Genomic DNA, 19,185 nt, shown 5'->3' with positions numbered 1-19,185 from the left:
CGCGCCCAAGGGCGCACCGCTGCCGAGGAGATGAGATGAAGGCACTGTTTTTCCCGCGCCGCCGCGCCCTGCACACCCTGACCGCCTGCGCCCTGGCGCTGGCCGCGCCGCTGGCCGGCGCCCAGGCCTACCCCAGCAAGCCGGTGCGCTTTGTCGTGAACTTTCCCGCTGGCGGCCCCATCGACCTGCTGGCCCGCTCGGTGGGCGACACGCTGCAGCAGACGCTGAAGCAGCCCATGGTGGTGGAGAACAAGGCCGGCGCGGGCGGCAACATCGGCACCGACACGGTGGCCAAGAGCGCGCCCGATGGCCACACCGTGCTGTTCAGCATCGACACGCCCTTCACCGTCAACCCGCACCTCTACGCCAACCTGCCCTACAAGCCCGGTGACCTCAAGCCGCTGGTGGTGATGGCGTCGTCCGGCATGCTGGTGGGCGTGCACCCGAGCACCAAGATCACCTCGCTGCCCGAGCTGATCCAGGCCGCCAAGGCGCGTTCGCTGAACTTCGGCTCGGCCGGCAGCGGCAGCCCCGGCCACCTGGCGGTGGAGCTGTTCACCGAGGCCACCAAGACGCGCCTGAACCACATTCCCTACCGCGGCAACACCGCGGCCGTGACGGCCATCCTGTCGGGCGAGGTGGACGGCGGCGTGCTGGCCACGCCGGGCGTTCTGCCGCACGTGCAGTCGGGCAAGGTCAAGGGCCTGGCCGTGACCAGCCGCCAGCGCTCGCGCCTGCTGCCTGACCTGCCCACCGTGGCCGAACTGGGCCACAAGAACCTGGAGCAAGAGGTGCTGTACTTCGTGGCCGTGCCCGCCGCCACGCCCGAGCCGGTGCAGAAGGTGCTGACGCAGGCCATTCTGGAGGCCGTCAAGAAGCCCGATGTGCAGGCCCGCATGGCCCAGCTTGACCTCTTCTCTGAGGCCCTGGGCGGCGACGCCGCGGTGCAGCGCGTGCAGGCGCTCTACCACCGCTACGGCCCCATAGTGAAAGCCACCGGCATGAAGGTGGAGTGAGAACAACCATGACCCGACCCAACATCATCTACATCGTCTGCGACGACCTCGGCTACGCCGACCTGGGCTGCTACGGCGGGCGCCAAGCCGCCTTCGGCCCGGTGTCACCGAACATTGACGCCCTGGCCGCCGGCGGCATGAAGTTCACCGAGGGCTATTCCAACTCGCCGGTGTGCTCGCCCACGCGCTTCGCGCTCATGACGATGCGCTACCAGTACCGCCTGCGCGGCGCGGCCGAAGAGCCCATCAGCAGCAAGCAGCGCTTCAACAGCCAGCTCGGCCTGCCGCCCGATCACCCCACCATGCCCTCGCTGCTGCGCGAGGCGGGCTACCGCACCGCCCTCATCGGCAAATGGCACCTGGGCTACCCCCCGCACTTCGGCCCGCTGCGCTCGGGCTACGAAGAGTTCTTCGGCCCCATGGCCGGCGGGGTGGACTACTTCACCCACAAGGCCAGCACCGGCGACCACGACCTGTGGTGGGGCGAGCAGGAGCACCTGGAAATTGGCTACCTCACCGACCTGCTGAGCCAGCGCGCGGTGGACTACGTGAACCGCATGGCCGACGGCGCGCGCGCCGACACGCCCTTCTTCCTGAGCCTGCACTACACCGCGCCGCACTGGCCCTGGGAAACGCGCGACGACGCGCACATCGCGCCCGAGGTGGCCAAGAACCTGTTTCACCTGGACGGCGGCAACGTGGAGAGCTACCGCCGCATGATCCACCACATGGACGAGGGCATCGGCTGGATCGTGGCCGCCCTGCGCCAACAAGGCCTGCTGGAGAACACGCTGATCGTCTTCACCAGCGACAACGGCGGTGAGCGCTTCTCGGACAACTGGCCCCTGGTGGGCGGCAAGATGGACCTGACCGAGGGCGGCATCCGCGTGCCCTGGATCGCGCACTGGCCCGCCGTGGTGCCGGCCGGCGTCACCAGCACCCAGCACAGCATGACCATGGACTGGTCGCGCACCGTGCTGGACGCCGCTGGCGTGGCGCCCGCCCCGACGCACGAGCCCGATGGCGTGTCGCTGCTGCCGGTGCTGCGCGACCCCACCCAGCGCTTTGATCGCCCGCTCTACTGGCGCATGAACCACCGCGGCCAGCGCGCCTTGCGCGTGGGCGACTGGAAGTACCTGCGCGTGGACGGCAACGACTACCTCTTCAACCTGAGCCAGGACGAGCGCGAGCGCGCCAACCAGGGCAAACGCGAGCCCGAGCGCCTGCTGGCCATGCAGGCGCAGTGGGAAGCCTGGGACGCCACCATGCCGCCGATTCCGGCCGACGCGCAGGTGAGCCTGGGCTATTCCTACCGCGACATGCCGCAGCGCTGATCGGCAACGCCACAGCACGCTGCCGAGACGCTGCCGACACGCCGCCCCCACAAGCCCCGGGTAGTATCCGAGGCCATGGCTAACGTGCGCCGACTCCTGCCCTTCCTGAACTGGCCTCGCCCGTCGGCCGCTCTGCTGCGCGGCGAGGCCCTGGCGGGCATCACCGTGGGCCTGATGGTGATTCCGCAAGGCGTGGCCTACGCGGCGCTGGCGGGCATGCCGCTGATCACCGGCATCTACGCCTCGTTGCTGCCCGCGCTCATCGCGGTGCTGTTCAGCGCCTCGCCCCGCCTCTCGGTGGGGCCCACCGCCCTCACCTGCCTGCTGATCAGCGCCTCGCTCTCGGGCCTGGCGCAACCGGGCAGCCCCGAGTGGGTGTCGCTGGCGGTGTGGCTGGCGCTGATGTCGGGCACGGTGCAGGTGCTGCTGGGCTTTGCCCGCTTTGGCTGGCTGCTAAATCTGGTGAACTCGCCCGTGCTGATGGCCTTCACCCAGGGCGCGGCGGTGCTCATCATCGCCTCGCAACTGCCCTCGCTGATCGGCCTGAGCCACTGGGGCGGCGTGGCCGACCCGGCGGCCTGGCACCTGCCCGCGCTGGGCTTTGGCCTGGCCGCCCTGGGCCTGCTGATGCTGGTGCGGCGCTGGCGGCCGGGCTTTCCCTCGGTGCTGGTGCTGGTGGTGCTGAGCGCGGCGGTGAGCGCGGCCATTGGCTTCGAGGCGCGTGGCGGTGCCGTCATCGGCACCCTGCCCCAGGGCCTGCCCACCGCCTACTGGCCGAGCTGGCCAGGCTGGGCCACGCTGTCGCAACTGCTGGTGCCCACGCTCATCATCACCCTGGTGAGCTTTCTGGAAACCGCCTCCAGCGCCAAGGTGGACAACGCCCGGCGCGGCGCGCGCTGGGACCAGGACCAAGACCTGATTGGCCAGGGCCTGGCCAAGCTGGCCTCGGGCTTCAGCGGCGCCTTCCCCACCAGCTCGTCGTTCTCGCGCTCGGCCCTGAACCTGTACGCCGGCGCGCAGACCGGCTGGGCCACCATCTTCTCGGTGGGGGTGGTGCTGCTGGCGCTGGTGCTGCTCACGCCCTGGCTGCACGCGGTGCCGCGCGCGGTGCTGGCGGCCATCGTGGTGCTGCCGGTGACGGGGCTCATCAAGCCCCAGGCCTTCTTGCAACTCTGGCGCCTGTCGCGGGTGGAAGCGGTGATCGCGGCCATCACCTTTGTCATCACGGTGGCGGCCGCGCCGGCCCTGTACTGGGGCGTGATCGCCGGCGTGCTGATGTCGCTTTCGCACTTTCTGTACCTGCGCCTGCACCCGCGCATCATCGAAGTGGGCCTGCACCCCGACGGCAGCCTGCGCGACCGCCACCTCTGGAAGCTGCCGCCGCTGGCGCCCCAGCTCTACGCCCTGCGCATGGACGCCGCGCTCGACTTCGCCACCGCCGCCGGGTTTGAACGTGCCATCGCCGACCACCTGGGCGAACACCCCGACACCCGCCACGTGATGCTGATCGCCCACCCCATCAACTGGGCCGACGCCACCGGCGCCGAGGCCTTCGGGCGCGTGCAGCGCCAACTGGCCGAGCAGCACATCACCCTGCACCTGGTGGGCCTGAAGTTGCCGGTGGAAAATCTGCTGCGCCAGGGCGAGCACCTGCCCGACAGCCCTTGGCTGCGCACCTACCGCACCGAGGCCGAGGCCCTGGCCGCCCTGCCTCACCTGGCGCCCGCCACCACGGCCTGAGCGTCGCCGCCAGCGCTTGCGGGCCTAGGGGGCACCCGAATAGGGTTTGCCCGAGAACAGGGTTTGTCCCAGCGAAAACGCGCGGGTCGGCGCCCTACAGTGAAAGAAATCTACTGGCGAGTAACACCGCTTAACCCGATCCATCTTTCGCACAGGCGACCCCATGACCTCGGTCCCCGTCCACCCCTCACCCCTGCTGGCGGTGGAGAACCTCACGCTGGCCTTTGGCGGCGTGAAGGCGCTCAACGGCGTGAGCTTCACCGTGCAGCCCGGCTCCATCACCTCGGTGATCGGCCCCAACGGCGCCGGCAAAACCTCGGTGTTCAACACCATCTCGGGCTTCTACAAGCCGGCCACCGGCCGCCTGGTGTTCGAGGGCCAGGACATCGGCCAGCTGCCGCCACCGCGCCGCGCCGCGCTGGGCCTGGCGCGCAGCTTCCAGAACATCGCGCTGTTTCGCGGCATGACGGTGCTGGACAACATCAAGCTCGGCCGCCACTGCCACCTGAAAACCGGGCCGCTCTCGGCGCTGTTCTATTCGCCGGCCGCGCGCCGCGAAGAAGAAGAGCTGCGCCGCGAGGTGGAAGAAAAGATCATTGACTTCCTGGAGATCGACCACATCCGCAAGGCGCCGGTGGCCTCGCTCTCCTACGGCCTGCAAAAGCGGGTGGAACTGGCCCGCGCCCTGGCCATGCGGCCCAAGCTGCTGCTGCTGGACGAGCCCGTGGCCGGCATGAACCGCGAAGAAACCGAAGACATGGCGCGCTTCATCCTGGAGGTGCGGCGCGAGTGGGGCGTGACGGTGCTGATGGTGGAGCACGACATGGGCATGGTGATGGACCTGTCCGACCACGTGGTGGTGCTGAACTTCGGCCAGGTGATCGCCAGCGGCTTGCCGCATGAGGTGCAAGGCAACCCCGAGGTGGTGAAGGCTTACCTGGGCGCCGGCGACGTGAGCGTTCTGCGCGAGCGTTTCCAGCGCGTGGCGCAACAGGCAAGAAAGGCGGCCTGACGATGGATTGGTGGTTGCTGTTCGAGATTGGCCTGGCCGGCATCGGCTCGGGCGGCCTGTATGCCCTCACCGGCCTGGCCTTCGTGATGATCTACAAGGCCACGCGCGTGGTGAACCTGGCCATTGGCGAGATGCTGATGTTCAGCGCCTACATGCTGCTGGCCTTCACCACCGGCATGGGCCTGCCCATCTGGCTGGCGATTCCGGGTGCGCTGCTGGTGTCGGCGGTGTTCGGCATGCTGGTGGAGCGCACGCTGATTCGCCCCATGCTGGGCGAGTCGCCGATTTCGTCGTTCATGGTGACGGTGGGCCTGTCGTCGATTCTGGTGGGCCTGGTCGAGCTGGTCTGGACGGCCGACCAGCAGCGCCTGCCCGAGTTCCTGCCCACCGACGCGATTCGCCTGGGGGATGCCTTCATCTCGCCCAAGGTGTTCTACGGCTTCTGGATCGCGGTGCTGCTGATCGCCGCGGTGCTGCTGCTGTTCCGCTTCTGGCGCGGCGGCGTGGCCCTGCGCGCCACGGCGTCCGACCAGGCCGCGGCCTATTCCATGGGCATCAACGTGCCGCGCGTGTTCTCCATGGCCTGGATGGCGGCGGCGGTGATCGCTGGCGTGGCCGGCATCGTGGTGGGCTCCATCGGCGGCCTGTCCTCGGTGATGGGGGCCTTTGGCCTGTCGGTGCTGGTGGTGGTGATCTTCGGCGGCCTGGACAGCGTGCTGGGCGCGCTGGTGGGCGGCCTGATCGTGGGCCTGGTGGAGGCGCTCTCGGGCTTCTACCTGGGCGGTGAATACAAGATCCTGGCCACCTTCAGCCTGCTGGTGCTGATCCTGATGGTGCGGCCCTACGGCCTGTTTGGCACGCACGAGATCGAGCGGCTGTGAGCCGGATGGAGACAAGCTGACATGCGCATCGGTTCCGCCAAACAAAGCTACGCCGCCGACGCGGCCCTGTTCGACAGCCGCACCCAGTGGGCCTGGGTGGGGGTGCTGGTGGCCAGCCTGCTGGCCTTCCCTTTCGTGGCCAACGAGTACTGGCTCTACCTGGCCTGCCTGGTGGCGATCAACATCGCCAGCACCACCGGCCTGAACCTGCTCACCGGCTACACCGGCCTGGTGAGCCTGGGGCAGTCGGCCTTCATGGGCCTGGGCGCCTACACGGTGGCGATTCTGCAAATCCGCTACGGCACGCCCATGCTGCTGAACCTGCTGGCCGGGGGCGTGGTGGCCATGCTGGCCGGCGTGGTGGTGGGCGTGCCCTCGCTGCGGGTGAAGGGCCTGTACCTGGCCATTGCCACCATCGCCGCGGGCGTGATCGCGCACTTCGTGTTCTCGCACTTCGCCGACCTCACCGGTGGCAGCGCCGGCCTGTCGGTGCCGCCCGCTCAGGTGCTGGGCGTGGTGCTGGACAGCTCGTTCAAGCTCTACTGGGTGATCGTGCCCATCACCGTGCTGCTGCTGATCGGTGCGGCCAACCTGTTCCGCACCCGCATCGGCCGCGCCTTCATCGCCATTCGCGACCGCGACATCTCGGCCGAGGTGCTGGGCATTCCGCTGCTGCGCTACAAGCTGCTGTCGTTTGCCATCTCGTCGTTCTACGCGGGTGTGGCCGGCGGCCTGTTCGCCTATTTCTTCCGGGCCATCACGCCCGAGAGCTTCCCGCTGATCATGTCCATCTTCTTCCTGGCCGCGGTCATCGTGGGTGGCATGGGCACGATGCTGGGCAGCGTGCTGGGCGCCATTTTCATGACGCTGGTGCCCGAGGTGCTGAAGCTGATCGTGGGCTGGCTGCCGCTGGGGGAGAGCGCCATGCTGGTGCTCTCGCCGGTGCGCACCATCGTCTTCGGCTTGATGATCGTTCTCTTCCTGATCTTCGAACCCCATGGCCTGGCGGAGGTGTGGCGACGCATCCGCCGGCTGTTTCACCTCTGGCCCTTCCGGACCTGACCGCTGCGCCGCCATCCATCCCACCGAGGAGACAAGCATGACAATGAAGAAACGCACCTTCATGGCCGCCACCGCGGCCACCCTGGCCAGCCTCTCCAGCCCGCTGCTGGCCCAGGCCCAGAAGAAAGCCGCCGCCAAGGGCGCCCCGGCCGAAGACATCGTGTTCGGCGCCTCCATGCCCATGACCGGCGTGTTCGCCTTCGCCGGCATCGCCATTGACGCCGGCATCAAGGACTACCTGAGCATCCTCAACGAGAGCGGCGGCGTGGAAGGCCGCAAGGTGAAGTACGTGCCGGAAGACACGGCCTACAAGGTGGACCAGTCGATGGCCGCCTTCAAGAAGATCACCAGCCAGAACAAGGTCAACCTGTACTACGCCGACTCCACCGGCTTCTGCAAGGCCGTGAACCCCGAGCTGGAGCGCCACGGCGGCATCCTCATGACCGGCGCCTCCTTCGCCAAGGAAATCAGCAACGCGCAGAAGTACCCGCACCAGTTCATGGTGGGCCCCGACTACAGCGAGATGGTCGCCATCCTGCTGCAGTACATCGCCAAGACCAAGCCGGGGGCCAAGGTGGCGCTGGTGTATTCCGACACCGAGTTCGGCCGCGACCCGGTGGAGGCCTTCCGCGCCGACACCCAGAAGCTGGGCCTGAAGATCGCCACCGAAATCGTCACGCCGCCCGGCAGCGTGGACGTGTCGGCCGAGGTCATCAAGCTGCGCCGCGCCGACCCCGACTACGCCATCTTCCACGGCTACATCTCCGCGCCCATTCCCGAGTTCATCAACCAGGCGCGCGGCGTGGGCATGAAGACCCAGTTCATGGGCACCTTCTGGACCATGGACAACAGCACCGTGATGCGCATGGGCCCCAACGCCGACGGCTTCATGGGCGTGATGCCCTACCGCTACTACTACGACACCGAGGGCAAGTCGCCGATGCTGGAGAAGATCCGCAAGATGCGCCCCGAGTACCAGGCCACCGGCTACATGCAGGGCTTCCTGGCGGCCATGCTGCTGACCGAGGCCGCGCGCCGCACCCTGGCCGCGGGCAACGAGCTCAACGGCAAGAACATGAAGATCGCGCTGTCCTCGATCCGCAACTTCGACACCGGCGGAATCATCGGCGTGCCGCTGTCCATCAAGGGCAACTCCATCCCCATCGGGCGTGTGTACAAGGCCGACTTCAAGCAGCAGAAGATGGTCCCCGCCTCTGACTGGATCAACCTCACCCAATGAGCACCGCCGCCATGGACAGCGTCAGCCCCATCCTGGAAGTCAACAACATCGAGGTCGTCTACAACAAGGCGATCCAGGTGTTGCGCGGGCTCTCGCTGTCCGTGCCCAAGGGCCAGATCGTGGCCCTGCTCGGCAGCAACGGAGCCGGCAAGAGCACCACGCTCAAGGCCATCTCCAACCTGCTGGAGCTGCAAGACGGCGCCCTCACGCGTGGCGACATCCGCTTCGACGGCCGCGACACGCGTGGGCAGCCCCCGCACGCGCTGGTGCGCTCGGGCGTGTTCCACGTAATGGAGGGCCGCCACGTCTTTGAAGACCTCACCATCGAAGAAAACCTGGTGGCCGCCACCTACGCCCTCACGGGCCGGCGCGCCAGCCAGGCCGACTTCGACCTTGTGTACGAGTACTTCCCCCGCCTGCACGAGCGCCGCAAGGGCCTGGCGGGCTACCTCTCGGGCGGTGAGCAGCAGATGCTGGCCATTGGCCGCGCGCTCATCGCCGACCCCCAGCTCATCCTGCTCGACGAGCCCTCGCTGGGCCTGTCGCCGGTGCTGGTGGAAACCATCTTCGAGATCATTGCCCGCATCAACGCCGAGCGCGGCGTGTCGATGCTGCTGGTGGAGCAGAACGCCTCGATCGCCCTGGCGGTGGCGCACTACGGCTACATCATGGAAACCGGCAAGGTGGTGATCGACAACACGGCCGAGAAGCTCGCGGCCGACCCCGACGTGCGCGAGTTCTACCTGGGCGTGGGCCACGAAGGTGGCGCCAAGAGCTTCAAAGAACTCAAGCACTACAAACGCCGCAAACGCTGGCTGTCCTGACCCCTGAACCGCACCATGGCCGACACCCTGTATTCGCTGACCCTGCCGCAACAACTGCGCGCCCAGGCCCGCCAGCGGCCCGATGCGATCGCCATCCGGCAGAAAGAGCACGGCATCTTCAAGCCCATGACCTGGGCGGGCTACCACGAGCGCGCCTGCCGCATCGGCCTGGGCCTCAAGGCCCTGGGCCTGAGCGAGGGCGGGCACATTGGCGTGCTGTCCGAGAACCGCGTGGAATGGGTGCTGGCCCAGCTTGGCGCGGGCATGGTGGGCGCGGTGACGGTGGGCGTGTACCCCACCAGCCCCACCAACGAGGTGGCCTATGTGCTGGCCCACTCCGACGCTGAGATCATCTTCTGCGAAGACCAGGAGCAAAGCGACAAGGTGCTGGAGGCCCGCGCCCAGTTGCCGCGCCTGCGCAAGATCGTGGTGATGGAGCGCAAGGGCCTGCAAGACACGCGCGAGTCGGCACCTGACCTGGTGATCGGCTTCGAGGAACTGGAAGAGCTGGGCGCGGCCAGCACCGACGGCGCCACCATCGACCGCGTGCTGCAGCACCAGACGCTGGAAGACACCGGCCTGATCATCTACACCTCGGGCTCCACCGGCAAACCCAAGGGCGCGATGATCAGCTACGGCAACATCGCCGCCATGGCGCCGGGCGTGATCGAGCGCCTGGGGCTGGACGCCCACACCTCACACCTGTCTTACCTGCCGCTGTGCCACGTGGCCGAGCAGATGCTCACCAACTTCGCGCCCCTCTACCTGGGCTCTCGCGTGGACTTCGGCGAATCAATCCGCACCGTGCAGGAAGACCTGCGCGAGGTGGCGCCCACCATGTTCCTGGGCGTGCCGCGCATCTGGGAGAAGCTGCACTCGTCCATCTCGATCAAGATGAACGAGACCGGCGCCCTGCGCCGCTGGCTCTACCAGGCCGGCCTGCGCGCCTGCGAACCGTTTGCGCACAAGTCGCCCGCGCGGCGCAGCCTGGGCGAGAAGATCACCTTCGGCTTCTGGTACTGGCTGATGTTCCGCGCGCTGCAGAACTTCATCGGCCTGCGCGAGGCGCGCGTGGCGCTGACTGGCGCGGCCCCGATCTCGCCGGCCATCGTCAAGTACTTCCGCACCCTGGGCGTGCCGCTCATCGAGGTGTACGGCATGACCGAGTCCAGCGGCATGGTGCTGGGCCAGCGCCTGGACGACGTGCGCTTTGGCACCGTGGGCGTGCCCACCGTGGGCGTGGAGCACCGCGTGGCCGAGAACGGCGAGCTGCAGATTCGCGGCGGCGTGGTGTTCAAGGGTTACTACAAGAACCCCGAGGCCACGGCCGGCAGCATCCAAGATGGCTGGCTGCACACCGGCGACGTGGTGGAAGAGAAAGACGGCCAGCTTCGCATCGTGGACCGCCTGAAGGACATCATGATCACCGCCGGCGGCAAGAACCTCACGCCCTCGGAGATCGAGAACACGATGAAGGCTAGCCCCTTCATCAAGGAATGCGTGATCGTGGCCGACGCGCGCAAGTTCGTGGCCGCGCTCATCCAGATCGACTTCGAGACCGTGTCGCAGTGGGCGCAATCGCGCAGCCTGGCCTTCACCCACTTCCGCTCGCTGGTGGAAACGCCCGAGGTGCGCGAACTGATCGACAACGAGGTGCGCGCGGGCAACGCCCGACTGGCCGAGGTGGCGCACATCCGGCGCTTTCACCTGCTGACCAAGGAACTCGACCACGACGACGGCGAGGTCACGGCCACCATGAAGGTGCGCCGCGCCAGCATCTACAAGACCTATGGCGCCGAGATCGAAGCCCTCTACCGCTGAGGCGCCCACCCCCGTGCGCCGCCCGCGGGCGGCGCGCCCGGCCAAGGCGGCTTCTGCCTCTTCGTCGCCCTGGGCCCCCATCGGCGCGCGCGAGCACATGCGCGCCATGAAGCGCGAAGCGGTGCTGCGCACGGCGGCGCAAATCTTCAACGAGAAGGGCTTTCACGCCACCTCGCTCGACGAGGTGGCCGAGCGACTGCACATCACCAAGCCCACGCTCTACTACTACGTGAAGAACAAGGACGAGATCCTGTTCGAGTGCGTGCAGATCGGCCTGCAGTTGCTGCAAGACGCCATTCATGAGGTCGGGCAAAGCGGGGGCACCGCCTTCGACAAGCTGCAGGCCGCCATGCAACAGTACGTGCACATCGTCACGCAAGACTTCGGCATGTGTGTCATCCGCGTGGGCGAAGACCCGCTGCCGCCCGAGAGCCGGCGCCAGTTGCGCCGCATCAAGGCCGCGCTGGACCAGGAGATTCGTCACCTCATCACCCAGGGCATCGACGAGGGCAGCATCGCGCCCTGCGACCCCAAGCTCGCCGCCTTCACCCTGATGGGCGCACTGAGCTGGATCGGCCGCTGGTACGACCCCAAGGGCGAACTGTCGGCGCAAGACATCGCGCAGCAGTGCTGCGGGCTCATCTTGCGCGGGCTGCAGTCGCCCAGCATGCCGCGCTGAGCCCGGCCCCCTCAGGGCAGGCACTGGGTCAAGTGCTGAATCAATGGTGGGCTGGCGGGCCAGGGAATGGCCCCAGATTTGCGTTGCCAGCGGCGCGCCTGGGAGAACTGGCCAGCGCCTGGCGCAGCGTGGCGCGGGCGCGCGACACCCGGCTGCGCAAGGTGCTTTCGGGCACGTTCAACATGGCCGCAGCCTCCTCATAACTCAAGCCATCCAGCGCCACCAGGTGGAGCACCTGCACCGTCTCGGGCGACAAGGCGTCCATGGCTTTTTGCACGCGCTGCAGCTCCTGGCGGTGCAGCAAGGTATCGAGCGGTCCCGCCACCGAGGTGGGCAACTCCAGCGCCTCGTCGTCGGACTCAAACACGTAGCGGCGCGACGGCGAGCGCGCGAGGTGGTTGCGCGCCATATTGTGGGCAATGCCAAACACCCAGGTGGAGAGTTCGGCCTCGCCACGAAAGGCGTCCAGGTGCAGGGCGGCCTCCACCCAGGCCTGCTGCGCGATGTCTTCGGCGTCGGACTCGTGGTGCACCTTGCGCAATACGAACTGGTAGAGCGCGCGCCCATAGCGCAGCACCACGGCCTCCAGTTGTTGCGGCGAGTGGTGGCGTGTGTGGGCGACGGGAATTGAATCGGCGGGCGGGGTCTGCATGGGCTGCAGTCTCCCGAGCCCGGCCCCACGCGACCATCGCGGCCACGCGCTAGTGCCCCGCGTGGATGGCGGCCTCAGGCCATCGGCACGAGTGCGCCAGCCCCCACCGCCGAGCGCAGGTCGTGCCCGCTGGGGCTTTGGTACACACGCAGGCCGAAGGCCGGCAGGATGGCGATGAGGTGGTCGAACACATCGCCCTGAATGGCCTCGTACTTCGCCCAGGCCGTGGTGGCGGTGAAGCAATACACCTCCAGCGGTACGCCCTCGGAGGTGGGCTCCAGCGTGCGCACCATCTGCGTCATGCCCGGGTGAATGCCCGGGTGCGCGGCGACGTAGGCCTGCACATAGGCGCGAAAGGTGCCCAGGTTGGTGAGGCGGCGCTGGTTGGCGGGCTCGCTGGCGCGCTCGCCCAGCTCGCTCTGGCGCTGGGCGTTGGTGCGTTGCACGTCGCTGAGTTTCTCGTTCAGGTAGGGCGCCAGCAGGGCCACGCGGCTGAGCGCCTGCAGCTCATCCGGGGTGAGAAAGCGCACCGAGGCGCTGTCGATGCGCAAGGCGCGCTTGATGCGCCGCCCACCGGCTTGCGACATGCCGCGCCAGTTGCGGTAGCTCTCCGACATGAGGCGCCAGGTGGGAATGGTGGTGATGGTCTTGTCCCAGTTCTGCACCTTCACGGTGTGCAGGGCGATGTCGATCACGTCGCCGTCGGCGCCCACCTGCGGCATCTCGATCCAGTCGCCCACGCGCAGCAGGTCGTTGGAGGCCAGTTGCACACCGGCCACGAAGGAGAGGATGGTGTCTTTGAACACCAGCATCAGCACCGCCGACATGGCCCCCAGGCCCGAGAGCAGGATCAGCGGCGAGCGGTCGATGAGCGCGGCCACGATGACGATGGCGCCAAAGAACATCAGCAGCAGCTTGCCCAGTTGCACGTAGCTCTTGATGGAGCGCAGGCTGGCGCCGGTTTCGGCCGGCTCGGCCTCGTGCGAGGCCTGCAGCGCATCCAGCACGGCCACTAGCGCGCGCACCAGGTGCAGCACCGTGAGGGCCACCGCCACGTTGCCGATGATGGTGCTGGCGGTGCCTGGCAAATGGGGCACCACCGGCAGGCCCACCTGCACCACCAGCGACGGCACCACCTGCGCCAGGCGCTTGAGCACCGTGGCGCTGAGCAGCACACGCGCCCAGCGGGCGGTGACGCCCTGGCGCACAGCGCCCAGCACGCGCCGCAGCACGCTGTGGGCCAGCCAGCGCGCCGCGTAGGCCACGGCGCCGAGCAACACCAGGCCCAGGGCGGCCTGCATCCAGGGGTCGAGTTCAATCCAGGCGGTCATGTGGCCTCCTGTGCCGGGCACAGGGGCCCGCCATTTAATTTGTCCAAATGCATTGCTGGCTGAGGCCCCTCGGCCGGCAAAGTTCCCGGCGGTGCCTGCTCAGGGCTCCAGCGAGGGCACGTCGGCGCCGTGCGGTTCCACCACCACCAGCAGGTCCACCTGGGTCTCATCGAGCACGCGCTGGGTGACGCTGCCCAGCAGCAGCTCTTCGGTGACGTGGGTGCCGTGCTTGCCCATCACGATCAGGTCGCCAAGGTGCAGCTCCTGGTGCTGCAGCACCAGGCTGGCCGGGTCGCCTTCCACCACGAAGCCCACGTAGTCGCCGGGCCGCAGGCCCACCGAGGCGGCCAACTCGGCCAGGCGCTGCACGCCCTGCTCATGGGCGTCGCGCCGGTACTGGCGAATCAGTTCCTGGCTCACGCCCGCGAAGGCCATCTTGCCCTCGAAGGGCACCTCGTAGGCGTGCAGCAGCACCAGGTCGGCCTCGGGCGCGAGCAGGCGCGCCATCTCGATGGAGCGCGCCGACGCGACCGAAAAATCCACCGCCACCACCGCGCGCCGGTAGGGCTTGGCCTCGGCACTTTTCACCACCAGCACCGGGCAAGCCGATTTGCGCAGCAGCTTGGACGCGGTGGAGCCCAGCACCCAGCGCTTGAAGCCGCTGCTGCCACGCGCGCCCACCACCAGCAGATCGGGCACGTGCGCGCGCACCCAGTCGGGCACGGTCCAGCCGGCCAGGCCGTCTTGCACCACCGCCTGGGCGTCCACCGGCAGGGCCGGCGGGCTGGCCGCCGCCACCTCGGCCACCAGGGCGTCGAGCTGGCCCTGGGCCTCGGTGTGCAAGCTGGAGCCGAGTGCCGCGTAGCGCTCGCTGAGCAGGGCGCGCCAAGGCGCCAGCACGTCCAGGCCCAGCGCGTGCAGCAGGGTCAGGCGCGAACCGTGGCGGGCCGCCAGCAACCAGGCGCGGTCCACCGCCAGGCGGGCCGGCGCAGAGAAGTCGGTGGCAACGGCCAGGTGCGGCAGCGGGTTCATCGGTGGGCCTCCTTGTGGGGTGTGGTCAGGGTGTCGACGATGTGCTGGCCCATGCCGCGCGCGAGTTCTTGCTCGCCTACGAACACTTGGCCCAGCCCGTCGCGGGTGAAGAGTTGAGCCTCTTCGTCGTTGTGGCAACGCAGCACCACGGCCACGCTGGGGTTGAGGGTGCGCGCGATGTCCACGATGCGGCGCACGTCCACCGCGTCGGACATGGCCAGCACCAGCATGGACGCACGGGCAATGTGGGCCTGCACCAGCACCTCGGGCGTCTGGGCGTCGCCACTCACCGCCGCCAGGCCTTGCTCGCGCAGCGCCTCCACCACCTCGCGGCTGAGGTCCACCACCACGAAGGGCAGGCGGCGCTCGGTGAGCATGTGCGCGATGCGCCGGCCCACGCGGCCGTGGCCCACCAGCACCACCTGGCCCTGCAGCAGCTTCTCGTCGGTGCTCATGGGCAGCTCGCCCAGGGGGTCGCCGCGCATCTCCAGCCGGCGCGCCCAGGCGTAGCGCTTCATGGTCCATTCGTGCACCGGCTCGACCAAGGCAAACAGGCTGGCGTTGGCCGCGATCGAGATCAGCGCACCGGCCAGCACCAGGCTCTGCGCCTGCGGCGGCAGCAGGCCCAGCGACACGCCCAGGCCGGCCAGGATGAAAGAGAACTCGCCAATCTGCGCCAGGCTCACCGCCACGGCCAGCGCGGTGCGCATGGGGTAACGAAACAGCAGCACCAGCGCGGCGGCGGCCAGCGTCTTGCCCACCATCACGATGGCCACCACCGCCAGCAGCTTGCCCGGCTGCGTCCACAGCACCGCCGGGTCAAACAGCATGCCCACGGACACGAAAAACAGCACCGCGAAGGCGTCGCGCAAGGGCAGCGATTCGTCGGCCGCGCGGCGCGCGAATGCCGACTCGCGCATCATCATCCCGGCGAAAAAAGCCCCCAGGGCGAAGGACACGTCAAACAGCTTGCCCGCGCCAAAGGCCACGCCCACCGCCACGGCCACCACGGTCAGGGTGAACAGCTCTTGCGATCCGGTGCGCGCCACGCGCCACAGCAACTGCGGCAACACCCGCCGCCCCACCACCAGCATGATCAGGATGAAGGCCGTGACCTTGGCCAGCGTGAGGCCCACCGTGGCGCCGATGCTGGCGCCCGACAACTCGGCCACGCCCGCACGCCCCGGCGAGAGCACGCCCGCCACCGCCGGCAGCAGCACCAGCACCACCACCATCACCAGGTCTTCCACCACCAGCCAGCCCACGGCGATCTGGCCGTTCACCGTGCTCAGCAGGCCCCGCGCCTCCAGCGCGCGCAGCAGCACCACCGTGCTGGCCACCGACAGGCACAAGCCAAACACCAGCGCGGCGCCCAGGTCCCAGCCCCACCAGGTGGCCACGCCCATGCCCAGCAAAGTGGCCACCCCGATCTGCACGATGGCGCCCGGCAGGGCGATGCGGCGCACCGCCAGCAGGTCTTTCACCGAGAAGTGCAGGCCCACGCCGAACATGAGCAGCATCACGCCGATCTCGGCCAGTTGCCCGGCCAGGCCCACGTCGGCCACGAAACCCGGCGTGGCCGGGCTCACCACGATGCCGGCCAGCAAGTAGCCCACCAGCGGCGGCATGCGCAGCCGCGCGGCGACCAGCCCGAACGCCATGGCCAGGCCAAAGGCGGTCGCGATCGTGGCGATCAGGCTCACATCGTGCGGCATGCTTGTGTACGCTCCCAGGGGTATAGGCCCTCGAATTTACGCGATGCCCTTTGCCGAGGCGAACCCAATTTGATAGCACCCAAGCCATTGCCGATGACGAGCACCGCCGACACCCACGCCTTCAGCGGCCGCCGCACCACCGCCCTGCTGTTGCTGGCCGCGGCATTGGCCGCCATCACTTACGGTGCGCTGCCCTGGGACGCCGCGCCACGCAAGGGCATGGCGCTGCTGGTGTTCATTGGCTGCCTGTGGCTCACCGAGGCCTTGCCGCTGGCGGTGACGGCGCTGCTGGTGCCACTGGTGGCGCTGCTGCTGGGCCTGCCGGGGCTCACCACCGCCCAGGCGCTGGCGCCCTTTGCCGACCCGATCGTGGTGCTGTTCTTCGGCGGCTTTGCCCTGGCCACCGCCCTGCGCACCCAGCAACTGGACCGCAAGATGGCGCAGGCCCTCATGCGCCTGGCTGGCGGGCACCTGGGCCGCACACTGGGCTTATTGCTGCTGGCCACGGCCCTGCTGTCGCTGGCCATCAGCAACACCGCCACAGCCGCGGTGATGCTGCCCCTGGCCCTGGGCCTGGCGGGTTCGCTGGACCCGCAGAAAGACCGCGCCACCCTGGCTTTCGTGCTGCTCAGCGTGGCCTACACGGCCAGCCTGGCGGGCCTGGGCACGGTGGTGGCTTCGCCGCCCAACGCCATTGCCGCTCGCGCGGCCGGGCTCGATTTCGTGCAGTGGCTCTGGATCGGCCTGCCCCTGGTGGTGTTGCTGGTGCCCCTGATGGTGGCGGTGCTCTGGTGCGTGCTGCGCCCTGAATTGAACCGCCCCATCGAGGTGGCCCGGGAAGAGATCGCGTGGACACCGGCGCGCTGGCGCACCCTGGCCGTGTTCGCCTTCGCGGTGGCGGGCTGGGTGTTCGGCGCTGCGCCCTTGAAGGCCATGGGCATCCAGAGCCCGGACAGCGTGGTCGCCCTGGCCGCCGCCGTGGCGGTGGTGGCGCTGGGCGTGACGAGCTGGCGCGAGGTGGTTCGCCACACCGACTGGGGGGTGCTCATTCTGTTCGGCGGTGGGCTGGCCCTGGGTGAGCTGCTGGGCAGCACGGGCGCCTCACTGGCGCTGGGCCAATGGGTGGCCGGTGCCCTGAGCGGCCAGGCCGTGTGGCTGGTGCTGCTGGTGGTGGCCGCCTTCATGGTGCTGCTCAGCGAGTTCGCCAGCAACACCGCGGCCGCGGCGCTGCTGGTGCCGGTGTTCGCGGCCGTGGCCGAGCCGCTGGGCTTGCCCAGCACGGTGCTGATCGTGGTGGTGGCGCTGGCCGCCTCTTGCGGCTTTGCCCTGCCGGTGGCCACACCACCGAACGCGCTGGTGTTCGGCACGGGCCTGGTGGGCTCGCGCCAGATGCTGCGCGCGGGCCTGGCGCTGGACGCCACCTGCATCGCGGTGGTCACCGCCTGGGGCTGGCTGGCGCTGCGCTGGCTGGGCTGAAGACTGCGACCCTCAGGGCTCGGCGGGCGGCACCGGCGGGCGGCGCCGCGACACCGATTCCAGGTGGTGGGCGTACAGCAGTGCCTCGTCCAGCGAGGAAAAAATCTTCACACCCAGGGTGTGGCAGTGCAGGGCGGGGTGGTGCTCGACGCCGTGCTTCTCGATGAGGTAGGCACGGTAATCGGGTGAATCGAGGTCACCCAACCGGGGCGCGGGGCCGCCGTCGAGCGGCATATCAAATGGCATGCGTTGGGCCCGTGACCGGGCTTGTTGTTTATCAGGATGATAAGCAACTAACCCATAGGAGTGGGGTCCACCCGCCTCCCACATTTGGGGGAAGCCTCAGGCCCGGTCCAGGCGCCGCAGGCAGTCGTCGAGGGCGTTGAAGTAGTGCAGCGCCTCATCGGTGGGCTCGATAAAGCGCACCCGCGTGTCGTTCGCATCGGCCACCAGCGCCACCAATCCCTTGGCCCGAAGCTGCTTCAGGCGCCGGTGCACTGTGGCGGGCGCCACACCATCTCCCCCCTCCATGGCCTGGGTCACCGTGACTTTTTCACCCTTGTGCCAGGCCATGGCCATGCGGTTCAGCAAGCGCTCCTCCAGTGGGTCTAATGCCGGCTGGCTGCGCTTGATCGAATCGACCAGGTTGAGCAGCTTCAGGTAGGCGAGCGAGCCCGGATCGGGCTTTGGCTTTCTGGACATGGACACGATGGGAATGGTTGGGTCACGACACACGAAATGGGGACACCGGCGCAGCATGGTAGGGCAATCGGGCCACCTGCTGACGTCGGGCCCGGCCGTGGCCCTGTGGAGCCTGGGGGCCTATTGTCTGGCCTCCGGGGCGACCCGATGGGCCAACAGCGCGCTGCCGGGCGAGCCCGACCCAGGGCTGCTCGGGCTGTCCACCGGCGTGCAACTGGTGGTGATGCTGGTGGGCGGCGCCTGGGGCTTTCTGGGCCTGGCCCTGGCCGGCTTGCTGACGGCTCAGGCGTCATGGCCCGGCACGTCGCTGGTCACGCAGCTCGGCTTTGTGATCACCCAGTTGGCGGCCCCTGGCCTGGTGCTGCTGGCGCTGCGCCGTGCCCTGCGCGTGGCGCCCGATCTGGCCCAGCTCGGCTTTGGGCAGCTCATCACCTTGCTGCTGGCCGCGCTGATGGCGCACAGCGCGGCCACCTCGGCCTACACCGTGCTGGCGCACGGCCTGCCCCTGGCCCACTGGCTACCGCTGGCCAGTGCGCGGCTGATGGGCGACTTTCTGGGCACCAGCGCCGTGCTGGCCCTGCTGGTGCTGCTGGTGGCCCTGGTGCAGCGCCACCGTTTGCGCCAACGCGGGCGCTGACCCAGTGCCAGCGGGCTTGCCCTGACCGGGC

General features: G+C 68.6%; 18 protein-coding genes. 12 read left to right on the top strand and 6 right to left on the bottom strand.

Annotated features, from left to right (window positions below):
• Positions 1-35: 35 nt before the first annotated feature.
• The 10 genes from ACE3RQ_RS14125 to ACE3RQ_RS14080 all read left to right on the top strand — a co-directional run bounded on the left by ACE3RQ_RS14125 (position 36) and on the right by ACE3RQ_RS14080 (position 11,609).
• Positions 36-1,016 carry a Bug family tripartite tricarboxylate transporter substrate binding protein gene (locus tag ACE3RQ_RS14125; protein ID WP_374522677.1) on the top strand — a complete coding sequence of 327 codons (981 nt, stop codon included), beginning with the start codon at positions 36-38 and terminating at the stop codon, positions 1,014-1,016.
• Positions 1,017-1,024: 8 nt separating this feature from the next.
• Positions 1,025-2,350 (top strand): sulfatase, encoded by a 1,326-nt coding sequence (locus tag ACE3RQ_RS14120; protein ID WP_374522676.1) that lies wholly within the window; start codon positions 1,025-1,027, stop codon positions 2,348-2,350.
• Between the two features lie 75 nt (positions 2,351-2,425).
• On the top strand, positions 2,426-4,090 hold the full coding sequence (locus tag ACE3RQ_RS14115) for a SulP family inorganic anion transporter (protein WP_374522675.1): 1,665 nt from the start codon (positions 2,426-2,428) through the stop codon (positions 4,088-4,090).
• Positions 4,091-4,253: 163 nt separating this feature from the next.
• Positions 4,254-5,102 (top strand): ABC transporter ATP-binding protein, encoded by an 849-nt coding sequence (locus ACE3RQ_RS14110; RefSeq protein WP_374522674.1) that lies wholly within the window; start codon positions 4,254-4,256, stop codon positions 5,100-5,102.
• A 2-nt stretch (positions 5,103-5,104) separates the two neighbouring features.
• Positions 5,105-5,983 carry a branched-chain amino acid ABC transporter permease gene (locus ACE3RQ_RS14105; protein WP_374522673.1) on the top strand — a complete coding sequence of 293 codons (879 nt, stop codon included), beginning with the start codon at positions 5,105-5,107 and terminating at the stop codon, positions 5,981-5,983.
• A 21-nt stretch (positions 5,984-6,004) separates the two neighbouring features.
• Entirely contained in the window at positions 6,005-7,045 is a 1,041-nt protein-coding gene (locus ACE3RQ_RS14100) for a branched-chain amino acid ABC transporter permease (RefSeq protein WP_374522672.1), read from the top strand.
• A 37-nt stretch (positions 7,046-7,082) separates the two neighbouring features.
• Positions 7,083-8,285, top strand: a complete 1,203-nt coding sequence (locus ACE3RQ_RS14095) for an ABC transporter substrate-binding protein (RefSeq protein WP_374522671.1) — start codon at positions 7,083-7,085, stop codon at positions 8,283-8,285.
• Positions 8,282-9,109, top strand: coding sequence for an ABC transporter ATP-binding protein (locus ACE3RQ_RS14090; RefSeq protein WP_374522670.1), 828 nt, complete (start codon positions 8,282-8,284; stop codon positions 9,107-9,109). The genes ACE3RQ_RS14095 and ACE3RQ_RS14090 overlap by 4 nt, the downstream gene beginning before the upstream one ends.
• Before the next feature lie 15 nt (positions 9,110-9,124).
• The gene (locus tag ACE3RQ_RS14085) at positions 9,125-10,930 is read left to right on the top strand and encodes a long-chain fatty acid--CoA ligase (RefSeq protein ID WP_374522669.1); all 1,806 of its coding nucleotides are present in this window, start codon (positions 9,125-9,127) and stop codon (positions 10,928-10,930) included.
• Between the two features lie 13 nt (positions 10,931-10,943).
• Complete coding sequence (locus ACE3RQ_RS14080) at positions 10,944-11,609, top strand: TetR/AcrR family transcriptional regulator (RefSeq protein ID WP_374522668.1); 666 nt, start codon at positions 10,944-10,946, stop codon at positions 11,607-11,609.
• A gap of 40 nt (positions 11,610-11,649) precedes the next feature.
• Here the strand turns inward: ACE3RQ_RS14080 and ACE3RQ_RS14075 are convergent, their stop codons facing one another.
• From ACE3RQ_RS14075 to ybaL, 4 genes are all read right to left on the bottom strand, one after another.
• Entirely contained in the window at positions 11,650-12,261 is a 612-nt protein-coding gene (locus ACE3RQ_RS14075) for an RNA polymerase sigma factor (protein WP_374522667.1), read from the bottom strand.
• 74 nt (positions 12,262-12,335) lie between these two features.
• Entirely contained in the window at positions 12,336-13,592 is a 1,257-nt protein-coding gene (locus tag ACE3RQ_RS14070; protein WP_374522666.1) for a mechanosensitive ion channel family protein, read from the bottom strand.
• A gap of 99 nt (positions 13,593-13,691) precedes the next feature.
• A complete protein-coding gene (locus ACE3RQ_RS14065) occupies positions 13,692-14,624 on the bottom strand; it encodes a universal stress protein (RefSeq protein ID WP_374522665.1) in 933 nt (310 codons plus the stop codon).
• Positions 14,621-16,339, bottom strand: a complete 1,719-nt coding sequence (gene ybaL / locus ACE3RQ_RS14060) for a YbaL family putative K(+) efflux transporter (RefSeq protein WP_374522664.1) — start codon at positions 16,337-16,339, stop codon at positions 14,621-14,623. The genes ACE3RQ_RS14065 and ybaL overlap by 4 nt, the downstream gene beginning before the upstream one ends.
• Positions 16,340-16,432: 93 nt before the next feature.
• Between ybaL and ACE3RQ_RS14055 the strand changes: the two genes are divergently transcribed.
• Positions 16,433-17,815 carry a DASS family sodium-coupled anion symporter gene (locus ACE3RQ_RS14055; RefSeq protein ID WP_374522663.1) on the top strand — a complete coding sequence of 461 codons (1,383 nt, stop codon included), beginning with the start codon at positions 16,433-16,435 and terminating at the stop codon, positions 17,813-17,815.
• Between the two features lie 12 nt (positions 17,816-17,827).
• Here ACE3RQ_RS14055 and ACE3RQ_RS14050 read toward each other — a convergent pair whose 3' ends face one another.
• Together ACE3RQ_RS14050 and ACE3RQ_RS14045 are read right to left on the bottom strand one after the other, a co-directional pair.
• The gene (locus ACE3RQ_RS14050; RefSeq protein ID WP_374522662.1) at positions 17,828-18,061 is read right to left on the bottom strand and encodes a hypothetical protein; all 234 of its coding nucleotides are present in this window, start codon (positions 18,059-18,061) and stop codon (positions 17,828-17,830) included.
• A 96-nt stretch (positions 18,062-18,157) separates the two neighbouring features.
• On the bottom strand, positions 18,158-18,517 hold the full coding sequence (locus ACE3RQ_RS14045) for a winged helix-turn-helix domain-containing protein (RefSeq protein WP_374522661.1): 360 nt from the start codon (positions 18,515-18,517) through the stop codon (positions 18,158-18,160).
• A 55-nt stretch (positions 18,518-18,572) separates the two neighbouring features.
• Between ACE3RQ_RS14045 and ACE3RQ_RS14040 the strand changes: the two genes are divergently transcribed.
• Positions 18,573-19,154 (top strand): hypothetical protein, encoded by a 582-nt coding sequence (locus tag ACE3RQ_RS14040; protein WP_374522659.1) that lies wholly within the window; start codon positions 18,573-18,575, stop codon positions 19,152-19,154.
• Positions 19,155-19,185 lie beyond the last annotated feature (31 nt).

It is taken from the genome of Hydrogenophaga sp. (genome assembly GCF_041913525.1).
In the GTDB taxonomy this organism is placed as follows: domain Bacteria; phylum Pseudomonadota; class Gammaproteobacteria; order Burkholderiales; family Burkholderiaceae_C; genus Hydrogenophaga.
The sequence above is the reverse complement of the archived record's forward strand: the minus strand, read 5'-3'. Positions and strand labels throughout refer to the sequence as shown.

Coding starts and splice junctions, on each gene's coding strand:
- ACE3RQ_RS14100 (WP_374522672.1), top strand. CDS start 6,005: ATGCGCATCGGTTCCGCCAAACAAAGCTACGCCGCCGACGCGGCCCTG.
- ACE3RQ_RS14085 (WP_374522669.1), top strand. CDS start 9,125: ATGGCCGACACCCTGTATTCGCTGACCCTGCCGCAACAACTGCGCGCC.
- ACE3RQ_RS14115 (WP_374522675.1), top strand. CDS start 2,426: ATGGCTAACGTGCGCCGACTCCTGCCCTTCCTGAACTGGCCTCGCCCG.
- ACE3RQ_RS14070 (WP_374522666.1), bottom strand. CDS start 13,592: ATGACCGCCTGGATTGAACTCGACCCCTGGATGCAGGCCGCCCTGGGC.
- ACE3RQ_RS14050 (WP_374522662.1), bottom strand. CDS start 18,061: ATGCCATTTGATATGCCGCTCGACGGCGGCCCCGCGCCCCGGTTGGGT.
- ACE3RQ_RS14125 (WP_374522677.1), top strand. CDS start 36: ATGAAGGCACTGTTTTTCCCGCGCCGCCGCGCCCTGCACACCCTGACC.
- ACE3RQ_RS14075 (WP_374522667.1), bottom strand. CDS start 12,261: ATGCAGACCCCGCCCGCCGATTCAATTCCCGTCGCCCACACACGCCAC.
- ACE3RQ_RS14095 (WP_374522671.1), top strand. CDS start 7,083: ATGACAATGAAGAAACGCACCTTCATGGCCGCCACCGCGGCCACCCTG.
- ACE3RQ_RS14090 (WP_374522670.1), top strand. CDS start 8,282: ATGAGCACCGCCGCCATGGACAGCGTCAGCCCCATCCTGGAAGTCAAC.
- ACE3RQ_RS14120 (WP_374522676.1), top strand. CDS start 1,025: ATGACCCGACCCAACATCATCTACATCGTCTGCGACGACCTCGGCTAC.
- ACE3RQ_RS14065 (WP_374522665.1), bottom strand. CDS start 14,624: ATGAACCCGCTGCCGCACCTGGCCGTTGCCACCGACTTCTCTGCGCCG.
- ACE3RQ_RS14055 (WP_374522663.1), top strand. CDS start 16,433: ATGACGAGCACCGCCGACACCCACGCCTTCAGCGGCCGCCGCACCACC.
- ybaL (WP_374522664.1), bottom strand. CDS start 16,339: ATGCCGCACGATGTGAGCCTGATCGCCACGATCGCGACCGCCTTTGGC.
- ACE3RQ_RS14110 (WP_374522674.1), top strand. CDS start 4,254: ATGACCTCGGTCCCCGTCCACCCCTCACCCCTGCTGGCGGTGGAGAAC.
- ACE3RQ_RS14045 (WP_374522661.1), bottom strand. CDS start 18,517: ATGTCCAGAAAGCCAAAGCCCGATCCGGGCTCGCTCGCCTACCTGAAG.
- ACE3RQ_RS14040 (WP_374522659.1), top strand. CDS start 18,573: ATGGTAGGGCAATCGGGCCACCTGCTGACGTCGGGCCCGGCCGTGGCC.
- ACE3RQ_RS14105 (WP_374522673.1), top strand. CDS start 5,105: ATGGATTGGTGGTTGCTGTTCGAGATTGGCCTGGCCGGCATCGGCTCG.